This is a genomic window from Rhodoflexus sp. (genome assembly GCF_053489755.1).
Window position 1 is genome coordinate 18,453 of record NZ_JBRCHD010000052.1, and the last position, 12,833, is coordinate 31,285.

A 12,833-nucleotide genomic window follows, 5' to 3' on the forward strand; every position below is an offset into this window, starting at 1 on the left:
CATGGAACAAATCAAGCAAGCATACATTCGCTACGTACTCAACAATGGCAAACGCCCTGCATCCATTTTCTCTTTTATGCAAGAGCTAAACATGGATGAAAAAACCTTTTACGAATACTATCCTTCTTTTGCTGCTTTGGAAGAAGCGGTTTGGGATGATGCTTTCAATGATACGGTGAACAAGTTGCGCAGCGACAGCGTTTTCGACCAATACAGCGCTCGCGAAAAAATGCTTGCCATGTACTACGGCTACATCGAAACGCTGAAAAACGTCCGCAGTTTTGCCAAAATGACTTACGACCAGCGCGGCAGTATAGAGCGCCGTTTTTGCGGCGAACCTAACCTGTTCGTTAAGCTGGAAAAATCCTTTGACAACTTTGTTAAGGGAATCATAAACGATGGCATCTACACCGGTGAAATTACCGACCGTGCATTCCTCACCGATCGCTATGCAGGCTTTCTTTGGTGGCAAATGGAGTTTGTGATCCGCTATTGGATCAAAGACAGCAGCACCAAATTTGAGCAAACAGATGCTGCCATTGAAAAGGCTGTGAATCTGTCTTTCGACCTCTTAGGTAAAAATATCGCAGATTCAGCCTTCGATTTTGCCAAGTTTGTTTTCGCACGATGACCAACGAGGCTTTCCAAAAAGAATGAATGTAGCACAGACTTCAGTCTATATCTCTTTGATTATCAACTGATTAAAAAAATTGTAGACTAAAGTCTGTGTTGCTTTTTGGACGGCCTCATGCAAAGTGTAACACACTCTTTAGGATGTGAAAAACCATAAAAAATCCACCAAAACCATGGCAGAAGAGAAGCCAAAAATTCAGGACAATATACCCACCACCAAGACCGAGCGAGCCGTCAAGTTTGTCAAGACGGGTGTTAAATTGAGCGGCAATTACATCAAGCACTATGCCAAGCGATTGGTAGATAACAATGTCAGCCGCGAAGAATTGCATCGCGACAATGCGGAGGACATTTACGAAACCCTCAGCGAACTCAAGGGCAGCGCCCTGAAAGTTGCCCAAATGATGAGCATGGACAAAAACATGCTCCCCACTGCCTATCAGGAGAAGTTCGTCATGGCACAATACTCTGCCCCGCCTCTCTCCTACCCGCTCGTGGTGAAAACATTCCAGCAGTTTTTTGGGAAAGCCCCTACCGAAATATTTGACAGCTTCACCAAAGATGCTATCAATGCAGCTTCAATCGGTCAGGTACACAAAGCCACTAAGGGAGATCAGACTTTTGCTGTCAAAATCCAGTATCCGGGTGTAGCAGACAGCATCGCATCAGATCTGAAAATGGTGCGCCCCTTTGCTGTGCAAATTTTGGGGCTGAACGAGCGCGATTTAGACCTCTACATGGGAGAAGTGCAAAACATGCTCATAGCAGAAACCGACTATGAACTGGAAATGCGCCATGCCGAGCGCATCGCGCAGTCTTGTGCGCACATTCCTAATATAACATTCCCTAAATACTACCCTGAATACACCTCTAAGCGTATCCTGACGATGGACTGGGTAGCAGGTAAGCATTTAAATGACTTCCTGAAAGACAATCCCTCGCAGGAAGTTCGCAACCAAATCGGGCAAGCTCTCTGGGACTTTTACGACTATCAAATGCACCAAATGCTTTTGGTACATGCAGATCCGCACCCGGGCAACTTCCTGATGCGCACCGATGGTACGCTGGGAATCATAGACTTTGGTTGCGTCAAAATCATTCCGCCAGACTATTACAAAACCCATTTCCGCGTAATCAACCCACGCATTTTTGACGATCCGCAGGGATTAGAGCAGGCTTTCTACGACTTGGGATTCATCTATGAGGACGATTCTCCGGCCATCAAGCAACTGTTCAGAGAAACTTTCCGCGAGATGGTTTACCTGACCGTGCGTCCTTTCCGCGAGGAAACCTTCGATTTTGGCGACGAAAGCTACTTTGCCCAACTCTATCAGTTCGGCGAACGCCTCTCTAAAATGGACGAATTGAAAAAATCCAAAAAACCACGCGGCTCTAAGGATGCACTATATCTGAACCGCACCTACTTTGGCTTGTATTCTATGCTCAACAGCCTAAAAGCCAATATACGCACACACACCAGTTGGCAATAATCTTTGAGGCTGTCTAAAAAGGCTGAATGTAGCGCAGGCTTTAGTCTGTAGCTATTCGATTATCAAATGATTAACCAATCGCAGACTAAAGTCCGTGTTACTTTTTGGACAGCTTTTTTTTATGCCCTGCCTTTAAAATTTTTGATTTTGCCTGAAACAATTATATTTGCTTCGATGAGCACTACAACACATAACGACACTCCCTATGACTTCTACAAGTTGGTAGAAGAACATCATATTCTGCTGGCTTTTCAGGGTATGATGACGACTGATGTACTTATGATGATGGGCAGGAATGTGAAACAGCATGCAGATAGCGATGTATTACGCAGGCGCATATTCAGCGTGATGGTAGAGTTGGTACAAAATATCAATTTGTACTCCGCAGAAAAAGACTACTCGGAATCTGATAAAAAGATGGTAGGCAAGGGCATCGTAGTAATCGCTACTAATCCCGATAAAAACGGCTTTACTGTCAGTTCGGGCAACATGGTCGGCAATGACGATGTGCCAAAACTCAAACAGAAATTAGACTATATCAACCGCTTAGACGAAGACCAACTGCGTGGCTATTTCCGTCAGCAACTCCGCACGCCTGAAGACCAAGATAGTAAAGGTTTGGTGGGCATAGTCCGCAAGGCAAAAAATCCGTTACAATACAACTTCATACACGTAGATGAAGCATTCAGCTTTTTCATTCTGACAGTCTTTATTCATCAAGAAAATTCGGCTCAATAGATGGAGAATTTTTCGATTACCGGTTCAAATTACATCCCTAGCGTAAATTTTGATGCGCATTCGGGCGTACTTGAGATTGCCGGTGAATCTTATCACGAATATACCATTGAATTCTTTCAGCCCATCATTAAGTGGCTACGCGACTATCTGGCAACCCCAGGCAGGGAAATCGTCTTTAATTTCAAAATGATTTACTTCAATACGAGCAGTTCGCGCCGCTTTCTGGAAATATTCGACATGTTAGAGGATTATCAGCGCAGCAAAAAAGGCAAGGTAACGATCAACTGGTACTATCAGAACAATGACTTTGATATGCTCGAAAGCGGACAAGAGTTCGCTGAAGACGTAGAACTACCTTTTAACTTTTATACTTTTTAACCTTTTTGATCGGTCGGCTGCTGAAAAACAAATTGCGGATAGACTGCAAAAAAGGCAGCGGCGGAACAGAAGCCATAATTAGTAAATCCTCACCCAAGTGCGTCTGCTCGTCTAAGAAGCGCAGATTACGCTCAATTGGATTGTTTCTGAACATTTCCGAAAAAATTTCGGCTATTTTCCAGCCCTCGCGGTGTATGATATTGAGTAGCATGGCATCGTAAATCCTGAAGCGCGGGCGGCTCTTGTCGCGGTATAACGGACTGCCTGTCTGTTGCAGACTTTCAACAATCTGCTGCACCTGCCGCTGGATGCGTATGAAAGCATACCCCGTGGAAGGTTTAGACATCCCCCCCTGTACGCCTATGCGCATTATGCGTCCCTTGCGGTTTTCAAAGCGAAAATCAGTCATCGGGATAACGGCAAACTCTGTTTCTTCTATCTCATAGTCGGATAGTTGCAATTGGTTTTGGATATAGTTTTGCAATTCGCGGTCATACTCCGCTTCGGGCAGTATATCGCGCGAAAAGCCTGTATATTCTACCAATGCCCGATCTTGAGCATAGGGTAATATGTAAAAGAAATACACACCGTCTTTTTGCTCGGTGCGGAAGTCAAACATAGTAATAGCGCTGTCATCGAAAAAAGGTTGCGGCGTTCGGACGACATAGCCCTTAAAATGCTGCTGAATATAGTGATAATCAGTGTGGTAGGGATCAAATAAGTCTGCCCTGAAAAGGGAATCGAACAGGTAATCGGCAGTATAGCGCTGTCCGTTCACTTGCACATAGGCGCATTCGCCTTCCTGACCGACCTCTGTAATTTGGCCAAATATAAAGGAAATATTAGCCGATTGTTGTAATCTTTTGCCTACTTCGTTGTAAAAATCTATGCCGCGAATAGTTGCATAGCGATATTTAGTCAGTTCGAAGCGCCTGTTAAGTGTATTGGAAATGAAATCAATTTTTTTCCAGACGCGGATTGCAATATGATCGAACAAGGTAGGCTCACAAGTCCAAAAACTCCATGTGCGATCGTTGCTCTTCTTTGCTTCGCGGTCTATAATAAGTACCCTTTTATCCTGTAAATCACGGGATTGGGCGATAGCATAGGCGAGGCTCAAGCCCGCCAGTCCACCTCCTGCAATAATATAATCGTAGTGATTAGTCATTTTTTACTTACTCACCCTTTGGAAGTAGTCATTCATTGCTGCCTTTACTTTGGGTGCTAACAGTAGCGCAGCAAACATATTAGGCAGCGCCATTAATGCATATGCGCCATCAATCAGCCCTATGATTGCCGTCAGTGAAGCCACTGCTCCCATTATAACACTGCCCACGTAAATATAGTTGTACCAGTGTTGTCGCTTTGCTCCAAACAGATAGGCAAAGCACTTGCTGCCAAAATAAGAGTAGGTAAATAGTGTTGTCAGCGCAAAGATGGCAGCGCAGGCGATAAGCACGTACTGCCCAATACTCGGCATAGCCGCCTGAAAGGCCTCAAGTGTCATCGCAACTCCGTTGCTGTTAGGGTTTTGCCAAACACCGGTTACGATGATAGCCAGTGCTGTCATCGTGCAGATGAGCAGCGTATCAATTGCAGGCCCGAACATGGCAACCAGTCCCTCGCGCACCGGCTCTGTGGTCTTGGCAGCGCCATGTGCCAGTGGCGCTGTACCGATACCCGCTTCGTTGGAAAATGCCGCCCGCTTTACCCCTGTGAGGATGAGTGCGCCCAGCGCACCGCCCATAACTGCCTCGCCCGAAAAGGCATCCCTGAAAATCAGAGCAAAAGAGGCAGGTACTTTTTCGATATGACTGAGAATAACGAACAATACCGAGGCGACGTACAGCACAACCATCGTCGGGACGAGCTTGGAAGCTGCATCGGCAATGCGCTGTAAGCCTCCGAAGATGACAAAGGAAACTAGGGTTGTAATTACAATACCCGTAATTAGATTGGTGGTAAATGGGTCTGCCGAAGCCCAGCCGTTGGGCAGCAGCAGCACCTCGCGGATGATCTGCGTGAGTTGATTTGCCTGAAAGACAGGAAACATACCGATCATACCTGCCGAGGCAAAGAACACAGCCAGTGGTTTCCAGCTCTGCCCCAGTCCTTCGGTAATAATATACATCGGTCCGCCTTGCAAGTTGCCTTCGCTGTCCTTGCTGCGATACATAATCGCCAGCGTACAATCAAAAAATTTGATTGCCATACCAAAAAATGCACTTACCCACATCCAGAAAAGCGCTCCCGGGCCGCCCGTAGCAATAGCAACAGCCACCCCACTGATATTACCCATACCCACAGTTGCAGCAATGGCACTGGAAAGTGCAGCAAAGTGGCTAATATCGCCGGGCGAATTCTTGTCGTCGTATTTGCCGCGCAGCACATTGATTGCATGTCCCAGATAGAGGTAGGGTTTGAAACCCGAGTAAACGGCAAAGAAGACACCTCCGCCAACGAGCAGCGCCACCAGATGATAGCCCCACGCCAGATCGCTAAATGCAACACAGAGTGCTTCAAATTGTTTTAACATGTATTTTTAAGGGGGTATTTAGGACAAATGTAGCTACTTTATGGCTGCTTACTTAGCAAATAATGCAAGATTGGGCTATAAAAAAACAGGCTGCCTTTGCGGGCAGCCTGCTTGCACTCAAGAAAATTACAATTGTTATTCTTCACTGAAGAAATCTATCATTTCCCCTTCAGCAAGTTGCACAATGGCTTTTTTGTACTTAGGCGTGCGGCCTGAAACAAAACCGCGCTTGGTAAAGCGTGATTTATTTTTGCCTGCGACAATAATTGTACGCACGTCTGCTACATTTACGCCGTACATCTCTTCTACTGCCTTTTTGATCTCAATTTTATTGGCTTTCAATGCTACCTGAAAACCAAATACACCTTTTTCGTTTTGCAGCGAAATTTTCTCGGTGATTAAGGGTTTAATCAAAACGTCCATTTTTTTTCGTTTTAGCGTTGATAAAACAAACAACTTATTTGCCGAGTGATTCGTTGATCATTGCTACGGCACCCTCGCACAAAACGAGTTGGTCGCAGTTCATCACATCGTAGGTATTCAGGCTGCTTGCCTGTACTACTTTGGTGTTCTGCAAGTTTCTGGAAGACAGATAGAAGTTAGCGTTTGGCTCAGGAAGAACTACTAGCGTTTTCTTGTCGGCCAGCGAAAGCGCGCTCATCATTTTGATATACTCCTTAGTTTTAGGAGCTGCAAAAGAAGGGTTTTCCAGCACGTGGATTGCGTTGCCCCGAGCTTTGTAAGTCAGTGCTGAACGACGAGCCAGTTGCTTGAGTTTCTTATTCAACTTGAAACTATAATCGCGTACGCGTGGACCGAAAATACGACCGCCACCCACGAAGATAGGAGCTTTGCGACTGCCGTGGCGTGCGCCGCCTGAACCTTTTTGCTTGACAATTTTCTTGGTTGAGCCTGCTACTTCGTTGCGCTCTTTCGACTTATGTGTTCCTTGACGACGGTTAGCTAAGTACTGCTTTACGTCTAAGTAAATGGCATGGTTATTTGGCTCAATACCAAATACGGATTCGGCTAATGTTACTTTTCTGCCGGTGTCGCCTCCTTGTATATTTTTTACGGACAGTTCCATGTTCACAGGTTCGTTTTATTATTTCTCAATCACTACAAACGAATTTTTTGCTCCCGGAACAGAACCGGAAACGACCAGCAAATTAGCCTCAGGCATAATTTTCAGAACTTTCAGGTTCTGCACTTTTACGCGACGACCGCCGGTGCGACCTGCCATGCGCAAACCTTTGAATACACGTGCAGGGAAAGAGCAAGCACCAATAGAACCGGGATGGCGCTGACGGTTGTGCTGACCGTGCGTGGTTTCACCTACACCGCTAAACCTGTGGCGCTTCACTACGCCTTGAAAACCTTTACCCTTAGAAGTCCCTACTACGTCCACGAAATCGCCTTCGCCAAATACATCAGCAACAGCCAGTGTATCGCCCAGATTTACCTGAGTGTCAAACGTGCGAAATTCCACCAGTTTGCGCTTAGGAGTGGTGTTGGCTTTTTTGAAATGCCCCAACAGTGGTTTGGTGGTGTTTTTTTCTTTCTTCTCACCAAAACCCAACTGAACTGCATCGTAGCCGTCTGTTTCCTTCGTTTTCACTTGCGTTACCACGCAAGGACCAGCCTGTATGACTGTGCATGCGACCATTTGTCCATCGGCACCTACAACGCTAGTCATTCCGATCTTTTTTCCTATGATACCAGACATTGTTGTTAAATAGTTTTGAACAGCTTACGCCCAAAATTGGGAGCGCAAAGTTAGGCATTCTTTTACACCGTGCAACCCTTCTTTGAAGTATTTTTGTAGTGAAGAAAAGAAATTCAGGCAAGATGAAAAAATTTACACTGCTCGTAAGCGCTTTTTTATTGTGCAGCCTGCTGCCGCAAACCGCTCAATCGTGGGGCTTTTATGCTCACCAACGCATCAATCGCTATGCGGTATTCCTGCTGCCACCCGAAATGATAGGTTTTTACAAAAAACACATCCGGTTTATCACCGAAAAGGCGGTAAACCCCGATAAGCGCCGCTATGCGGTTGTGGGCGAAGCCGAACGGCATTATATTGATCTAGATGTGTACGGCGACAGCGCGTTCTACAAAATGCCCCGCCGATGGGAAGATGCCGTTGCAATGTACACCGAAGATACGCTCCGCGCCTACGGCATTGTACCTTGGCAAATTAACCGAATGAAGTATCAACTCACCGAAGCCTTCAAAAGACGCGACGCACCCGAAATTCTGCGCCTTTCTGCCGATCTGGGGCATTACATTGGCGATGCTAACGTTCCCCTGCACACCACAGAAAACTACAACGGACAAAAAACAGGGCAAAACGGCATTCACGGCTTCTGGGAATCGCGACTGCCGGAACTTTTTGCAGATAGCTACGATTTCTTTATCGGACGCGCTACCTACGAGCCTAAGCCGCTGATGCGTGCTTGGCAGGCTGTTGGTGAAGCACATTTTGCATTGGACAGTGTGCTCAACTTTGAGCGCGAACTGACCCTGCGCTTTGGCGACGACCGCAAATACAGCTATGAAACGCGCAATGGATTGAACGTTCGCGTTTATTCTAAGGAATTTTCGGCTGCCTACCATGAGATGCTTGCCGGACAAGTAGAACGCCGCATGAGGGCTTCCATTAAAATGATTGCTGACTTCTGGTTTACCTGTTGGGTAGATGCCGGACAGCCCGACCTGAACGAACTCGGCAGACAGAGCTACTTAGAGCCTTCCGAAGCCGAAGCGCCCGAAGGCGACCCGCTGCCCGTACGTCCACACGAAGGCATGACTTTCGGCTGGCGCAAGTTCAATCCGCGCGGCTGCTGCTACGAAGAAGTCATTTGGGCAGCTACTAAATAAACCGCCACACTGCTTCCTATGCTGGTTAAAACGAAAGGTATCGTTATCAACTTTTTGCGCTATCGCGATACTTCACTGATTGTCAAAATTTACACCGAAACGATGGGACTCCGCTCCTACATCGTCAACGGAGTGCGCAGCGCCAAAAGCAGCGGCAAAATAGCGCTCTATCAGCCCTTGACACTCTTAGACATGACCGTCTATGAAAAGGCAGCAGCAGGGCTGCAACGCATTGCCGAGGCGCGGCTGGCATATGCCTACCGACACCTGCCGTTTTCGATAACTAAAACTACCGTAGGACTTTTTTTAGCTGAGATACTCAGCAAAACACTCAAAGAGGAGAAAGACGACGAAGCACTTTTTGGATTCCTGTTTGATAGCTTAGTTGCATTTGATAACCTTGATGCCGGCGAAGACCTTTTCCACCTGATTTTCTTAGTTCGGCTAGCGGCGCTGCTGGGTTTTGGCGCAGATTCGCCCGACGAACTCGCCCAACAACTGCAAAATGCCCGCATCCCCTTCGATTCAGCAGAAAGCAGCGCAGCATACAGCCGCCTACTCCAACTTCCCTATGGCACTCCCGATCCTGTTGTAGCTGCCCAAAGACCACTACTGTTAGATGCGCTCATTGCATTCTTTGCCCTTCACTACGAGAACTTCGGAACGGTGAACTCGCTCGCAGTTCTCCGCAATTTGTAGCCGTTTGCAACAGTTACTCGCAATTTTATGCGTAATTTTGTATCAACAACTCAATACAACACTCATACGTGAAATACAAAAGTTGGCAGGCATATGTCTTACTATCTGTAGCGGCGTTGCTGTCAGTCGCCTGCGACAATCGGGAACTGCGCAAGAAAAAAGAAAGAGTACAATATGCAGGCCCTCTGGTAGAGTTTCAGGGTGTAGAAACACTCTACAGCGAAAATGCTGTCATTCAACTCAAGATAGAAGCTGCCGAGCAGTTGATTTTTCAAAATGGCGATGTAAAATATCCGCGCGGCATCAAGATCAGCCGCTACGATGCATACGGTGCGAAGATCAGTACCCTACAAGGCGATTCAGGGACTTTTGACAAAAACCTTCAGCTCTATCGGGCTTTCGGTAACATTGTTGTAGAAAACGTCCAATTACGTCAGCAGTTGTACACAACGCAGTTAGACTGGGACCAGCCCAAGCGCGAAATCAGAACCGATAAACCTATTAAAATTGTTACTCCCGATGAAATGTTAGAGGGTACGGGACTTATCTCGGACGAAAGTTTCAGTCGCTATCGTATTTTACGACCGTTAGGAACGTTTTCCATCAACTCCAAATAATAGCAGGCATGAAATTAGACCAGATCATCATCCTTTCGGTAGCAGTGGCCTTGTTCCTCATTGGCGTACATCAATCATTCCTACACGGTGCGATGGCAAGCTACTGGATTTTTATGTTAGTTGCGGCCTTGCTGTTCTATTTCAAACTGCGCAGCAACCGCGAGGCTCAGCAGGAAAAGGAAGAAACAAAAGCGACGGCAAATCCTTCAGGCAAAAGTAAGAAGAAGCCAGTCAAACCTAGACAACGCAGCTAATGGACTCGGCGGTCAGTATCGTCATATTATCCCTCGCTTTATCAGCCTTTTTTTCAGGCGTAGAACTGGCATTTATTTCTGCCAACAAACTGCACGTTACTCTGCAAAAAAATAAAGGAGTACTGTGGGCAAGTATTATCGCCCGCTACTACAATCGTCCTTCGCTCTTTATCACCGCCATGCTGATCGGAAATACCGTTACGCTCGTTATTTACGGTATCTATATGGCGCAACTCTTAGATCCGCAGGTAATGTATTTCATTGGCGAGGTGCTGCAAATGAGAGGCACAGGGGCAGAAATTGCTTTTATCACTGTACAATCGCTTTTATCTACACTGCTCGTACTGGCTGTGGCAGAGTTTATGCCCAAAAGCATTTCACTGCTCAACCCGGATAAGTTGCTACAGGTTTTTGCACTGCCTATCCACGTTTGCTACCTGCTGCTCTATCCTTTTGTTTGTGTAGTGGTTACACTTAGCAAATGGGTCATTACCCGCATTTTGCGATTGGAATACTCCGAAGACCACCCCGCGTTCGGACTAACCGACCTGAACCACTACATAGACAACCTGAACAAAAGCAAAAACAGAGATACAAGCGTAGATACTAAGATTTTATCTAATGCGCTTTCGTTCAAAACCATCAAAGTGCGCGAGTGTATGCGTCCTCGTGCTGAAATGGTTGCCATAGACAAAGAAGATGGATTAGAGGCGCTCAAAAAGGCTTTCATTGACAGTGGGCATTCCAAGGTTTTTATCTACGATGAAACAATTGACAACATCATCGGTTATTGCCATGCCATGGCACTTTTCAAAAAGCCGCAAAGTATTGACGAAATCCTTTCCAATGCGCTGCTTGTGCCTGAAACAATGCCTGCCAATGAATTGCTCGTGGATTTTATTGCCGAACATAAAAGTATTGCAGTAGTGGTAGATGAATTTGGTGGTACGGCAGGTGTAGTAAGCATCGAGGACATCGTGGAAGAGATCTTCGGCGAGATCCACGACGAGTTCGACGTGGTGAAAGATGACATCAAGAAAATTGATGAATCAACCTACATTCTTAGTGCCCGATTAGAAATTGACTACATTAACGACCATCTGCACTGGGGGCTGCCGGTCGGCGACTACGACACGCTGGGCGGCTACCTAATTTCTATCACCGAAAATATCCCCAAGCAAGGTGATGTCATCGAGACGAGTTACTTTGTGTTTACGATCCTTTCCACGCAGGAAACTCGCATCAATCAGGTGCGCGTAGATATTAAAAACACCGAACATGTGCCTTCGGTACGTCCGGTGTTCTAAAAACAGCAGTATCTTATTTCAGGCGGTCGCCAAACCAGTTGATATAACGCGAGTTATTTGCGAATAACTTGATAATTAGTTGCTTACGAATTAAGAGAGGAAAAAAGTAAGGGTAGTGATATTTTATGAACTGATTTGTTATACTTGTTTTTTCAATTTTGGTTATGCTAATCACTCATCATTCTTGTAATCATTGTAAAAGTATTAACATTCGTAAGAATAAAAAAACTAAAATCGGTAAACAAAAATATCATTGTTTGGATTGTGGGCGTTATGGAACGCTTGAATTGACACCCAAGTATAGCGATGAACGTAAAAAAGAAATAATAGATGCTTATTTTGAAAGACCGAGTATGCGCGGAATTTCACGAATATTCAAAGTAAGTCGCCAAACACTTTCTCGTTGGTTAGTTAAGCACTCAGAAGAAGAATCATTCAAAACCATAGATTCTTCTATAGAAGACGTTCCGGATAACGATACTTTAGAACTCGACGAAGTATATAGTTTTGTTCAAAAAAAAGAATAAACGATGGTTATGGACAGCCATAAGCCGTACAACACGCAAAATAGTTGCTTTTTTCATAGGAGACAGGAGTGAAACGAGTTGTATGGAGTTATGGAAAAGAGTACCGGAAAGGCTCAAAAAAGGGATTACTTACAGCGATTTTTGGAAACCATATGCTAAGATAATTGACAGTTTGCAACACGAATGTGTTGGGAAAGATGGCATAATGCGCTACGACAATGGTTGAGTAGATATACAAGAAAAAATTTGTCATTCTCTAAATCCGACTTCTTTCACGAAATAACCACTATGATATTTATTGTAAAATATAATTTGTCAAAATCAGTCAGAATTTAGCCATTACCGTGGCTTTTAATTTCCTAATGAACATAAAAGGGTGTTGAAATGCCAAATTAACATCCAAAAACCATTACAAAACATGTAAACTCATTGATTTTATTGTAGTTGCAAAATTGTACGCAAAAAAGCGCGAAAGTCAGGAAATAACTGATAATCAGCAACCAAAAGGTCTAACAAAAAAGACCTGATGGCTTCGCAAGGAGCTATCAGGTCTTTTTTACAAATAGCGACATTTGTAAGATCTTAGCAGCCAAATTATACGCTGTCGAGGTCTTGCAACCGCCGACAGCGTATAGCTTTACTCTTTCACCAACTTCTCCGTCCATACTTTGCCGTCTGTCTGACGGATTTGCAGCAGGTAAACGCCCGTACTCATCTGTTGCAGATCTATTAGCTCATTGAACTGACGACCGCTGATGGTCTGGCGGCTGATGA

At 45.4% G+C, this 12,833-nt stretch carries 17 protein-coding genes; 11 read left to right on the plus strand and 6 right to left on the minus strand.

From position 1 onward, the window contains the following. Nucleotide 1 precedes the first annotated feature (1 nt). The 4 genes from ACWIP2_RS11660 to ACWIP2_RS11675 all read left to right on the plus strand — a co-directional run bounded on the left by ACWIP2_RS11660 (nt 2) and on the right by ACWIP2_RS11675 (nt 3,239). Nucleotides 2-631 (plus strand): TetR/AcrR family transcriptional regulator, encoded by a 630-nt coding sequence (locus tag ACWIP2_RS11660; protein WP_448520110.1) that lies wholly within the window; start codon nt 2-4, stop codon nt 629-631. A gap of 175 nt (nt 632-806) precedes the next feature. Next, on the plus strand, nt 807-2,123 hold the full coding sequence (locus tag ACWIP2_RS11665) for an ABC1 kinase family protein (protein WP_448520111.1): 1,317 nt from the start codon (nt 807-809) through the stop codon (nt 2,121-2,123). A gap of 174 nt (nt 2,124-2,297) precedes the next feature. Continuing rightward, complete coding sequence (locus tag ACWIP2_RS11670; protein ID WP_448520112.1) at nt 2,298-2,861, plus strand: SiaB family protein kinase; 564 nt, start codon at nt 2,298-2,300, stop codon at nt 2,859-2,861. After that, complete coding sequence (locus ACWIP2_RS11675) at nt 2,862-3,239, plus strand: DUF1987 domain-containing protein (protein WP_448520113.1); 378 nt, start codon at nt 2,862-2,864, stop codon at nt 3,237-3,239. It begins immediately after the preceding gene. On the opposite strand, the gene ACWIP2_RS11680 is transcribed toward ACWIP2_RS11675, so the two are convergent. From ACWIP2_RS11680 to rplC, 5 genes are all read right to left on the minus strand, one after another. Further along, nucleotides 3,220-4,407, minus strand: coding sequence for a lycopene cyclase family protein (locus ACWIP2_RS11680; protein WP_448520114.1), 1,188 nt, complete (start codon nt 4,405-4,407; stop codon nt 3,220-3,222). The genes ACWIP2_RS11675 and ACWIP2_RS11680 overlap by 20 nt on opposite strands. 3 nt (nt 4,408-4,410) lie before the next feature. Then, nucleotides 4,411-5,775 (minus strand): alanine/glycine:cation symporter family protein, encoded by a 1,365-nt coding sequence (locus tag ACWIP2_RS11685; protein WP_448520115.1) that lies wholly within the window; start codon nt 5,773-5,775, stop codon nt 4,411-4,413. A 135-nt stretch (nt 5,776-5,910) separates the two neighbouring features. Further along, nucleotides 5,911-6,198, minus strand: coding sequence for a 50S ribosomal protein L23 (rplW, locus tag ACWIP2_RS11690; protein WP_448520116.1), 288 nt, complete (start codon nt 6,196-6,198; stop codon nt 5,911-5,913). 34 nt (nt 6,199-6,232) lie between these two features. Beyond that, complete coding sequence (gene rplD, locus ACWIP2_RS11695) at nt 6,233-6,862, minus strand: 50S ribosomal protein L4 (RefSeq protein ID WP_448520117.1); 630 nt, start codon at nt 6,860-6,862, stop codon at nt 6,233-6,235. An 18-nt stretch (nt 6,863-6,880) separates the two neighbouring features. After that, the gene (rplC, locus tag ACWIP2_RS11700; RefSeq protein ID WP_448520118.1) at nt 6,881-7,501 is read right to left on the minus strand and encodes a 50S ribosomal protein L3; all 621 of its coding nucleotides are present in this window, start codon (nt 7,499-7,501) and stop codon (nt 6,881-6,883) included. Nucleotides 7,502-7,623: 122 nt separating this feature from the next. Between rplC and ACWIP2_RS11705 the strand changes: the two genes are divergently transcribed. From ACWIP2_RS11705 to ACWIP2_RS11735, 7 genes are all read left to right on the plus strand, one after another. Beyond that, complete coding sequence (locus tag ACWIP2_RS11705) at nt 7,624-8,655, plus strand: zinc dependent phospholipase C family protein (protein ID WP_448520119.1); 1,032 nt, start codon at nt 7,624-7,626, stop codon at nt 8,653-8,655. Between the two features lie 18 nt (nt 8,656-8,673). Beyond that, nucleotides 8,674-9,354, plus strand: coding sequence for a DNA repair protein RecO (recO, locus tag ACWIP2_RS11710; RefSeq protein WP_448520120.1), 681 nt, complete (start codon nt 8,674-8,676; stop codon nt 9,352-9,354). A 68-nt stretch (nt 9,355-9,422) separates the two neighbouring features. Beyond that, complete coding sequence (gene lptC, locus ACWIP2_RS11715; RefSeq protein WP_448520121.1) at nt 9,423-9,971, plus strand: LPS export ABC transporter periplasmic protein LptC; 549 nt, start codon at nt 9,423-9,425, stop codon at nt 9,969-9,971. Nucleotides 9,972-9,979: 8 nt separating this feature from the next. Further along, entirely contained in the window at nt 9,980-10,225 is a 246-nt protein-coding gene (locus tag ACWIP2_RS11720) for a hypothetical protein (RefSeq protein ID WP_448520122.1), read from the plus strand. Continuing rightward, nucleotides 10,225-11,532, plus strand: a complete 1,308-nt coding sequence (locus tag ACWIP2_RS11725; RefSeq protein ID WP_448520123.1) for a hemolysin family protein — start codon at nt 10,225-10,227, stop codon at nt 11,530-11,532. The genes ACWIP2_RS11720 and ACWIP2_RS11725 overlap by 1 nt, the downstream gene beginning before the upstream one ends. A 164-nt stretch (nt 11,533-11,696) precedes the next feature. Continuing rightward, the gene (locus ACWIP2_RS11730) at nt 11,697-12,059 is read left to right on the plus strand and encodes an IS1/IS1595 family N-terminal zinc-binding domain-containing protein (protein WP_448520124.1); all 363 of its coding nucleotides are present in this window, start codon (nt 11,697-11,699) and stop codon (nt 12,057-12,059) included. Then, on the plus strand, nt 12,040-12,285 hold the full coding sequence (locus ACWIP2_RS11735; RefSeq protein WP_448520125.1) for an IS1 family transposase: 246 nt from the start codon (nt 12,040-12,042) through the stop codon (nt 12,283-12,285). The genes ACWIP2_RS11730 and ACWIP2_RS11735 overlap by 20 nt, the downstream gene beginning before the upstream one ends. 411 nt (nt 12,286-12,696) lie before the next feature. Here ACWIP2_RS11735 and ACWIP2_RS11740 read toward each other — a convergent pair whose 3' ends face one another. Beyond that, nucleotides 12,697-12,831 carry a T9SS type A sorting domain-containing protein gene (locus ACWIP2_RS11740; protein ID WP_448519130.1) on the minus strand — a complete coding sequence of 45 codons (135 nt, stop codon included), beginning with the start codon at nt 12,829-12,831 and terminating at the stop codon, nt 12,697-12,699. Nucleotides 12,832-12,833: the final 2 nt, after the last annotated feature.

Bases quoted from the DNA above. Each gene is read 5' to 3' on its own strand.
- ACWIP2_RS11720 (WP_448520122.1), top strand. From the start codon at position 9,980: ATGAAATTAGACCAGATCATCATCCTTTCGGTAGCAGTGGCCTTGTTC.
- ACWIP2_RS11670 (WP_448520112.1), top strand. From the start codon at position 2,298: ATGAGCACTACAACACATAACGACACTCCCTATGACTTCTACAAGTTG.
- rplD (WP_448520117.1), bottom strand. From the start codon at position 6,862: ATGGAACTGTCCGTAAAAAATATACAAGGAGGCGACACCGGCAGAAAA.
- rplW (WP_448520116.1), bottom strand. From the start codon at position 6,198: ATGGACGTTTTGATTAAACCCTTAATCACCGAGAAAATTTCGCTGCAA.
- ACWIP2_RS11675 (WP_448520113.1), top strand. From the start codon at position 2,862: ATGGAGAATTTTTCGATTACCGGTTCAAATTACATCCCTAGCGTAAAT.
- ACWIP2_RS11705 (WP_448520119.1), top strand. From the start codon at position 7,624: ATGAAAAAATTTACACTGCTCGTAAGCGCTTTTTTATTGTGCAGCCTG.
- ACWIP2_RS11685 (WP_448520115.1), bottom strand. From the start codon at position 5,775: ATGTTAAAACAATTTGAAGCACTCTGTGTTGCATTTAGCGATCTGGCG.
- ACWIP2_RS11665 (WP_448520111.1), top strand. From the start codon at position 807: ATGGCAGAAGAGAAGCCAAAAATTCAGGACAATATACCCACCACCAAG.
- ACWIP2_RS11725 (WP_448520123.1), top strand. From the start codon at position 10,225: ATGGACTCGGCGGTCAGTATCGTCATATTATCCCTCGCTTTATCAGCC.
- ACWIP2_RS11680 (WP_448520114.1), bottom strand. From the start codon at position 4,407: ATGACTAATCACTACGATTATATTATTGCAGGAGGTGGACTGGCGGGC.
- recO (WP_448520120.1), top strand. From the start codon at position 8,674: ATGCTGGTTAAAACGAAAGGTATCGTTATCAACTTTTTGCGCTATCGC.
- rplC (WP_448520118.1), bottom strand. From the start codon at position 7,501: ATGTCTGGTATCATAGGAAAAAAGATCGGAATGACTAGCGTTGTAGGT.
- ACWIP2_RS11730 (WP_448520124.1), top strand. From the start codon at position 11,697: ATGCTAATCACTCATCATTCTTGTAATCATTGTAAAAGTATTAACATT.
- ACWIP2_RS11660 (WP_448520110.1), top strand. From the start codon at position 2: ATGGAACAAATCAAGCAAGCATACATTCGCTACGTACTCAACAATGGC.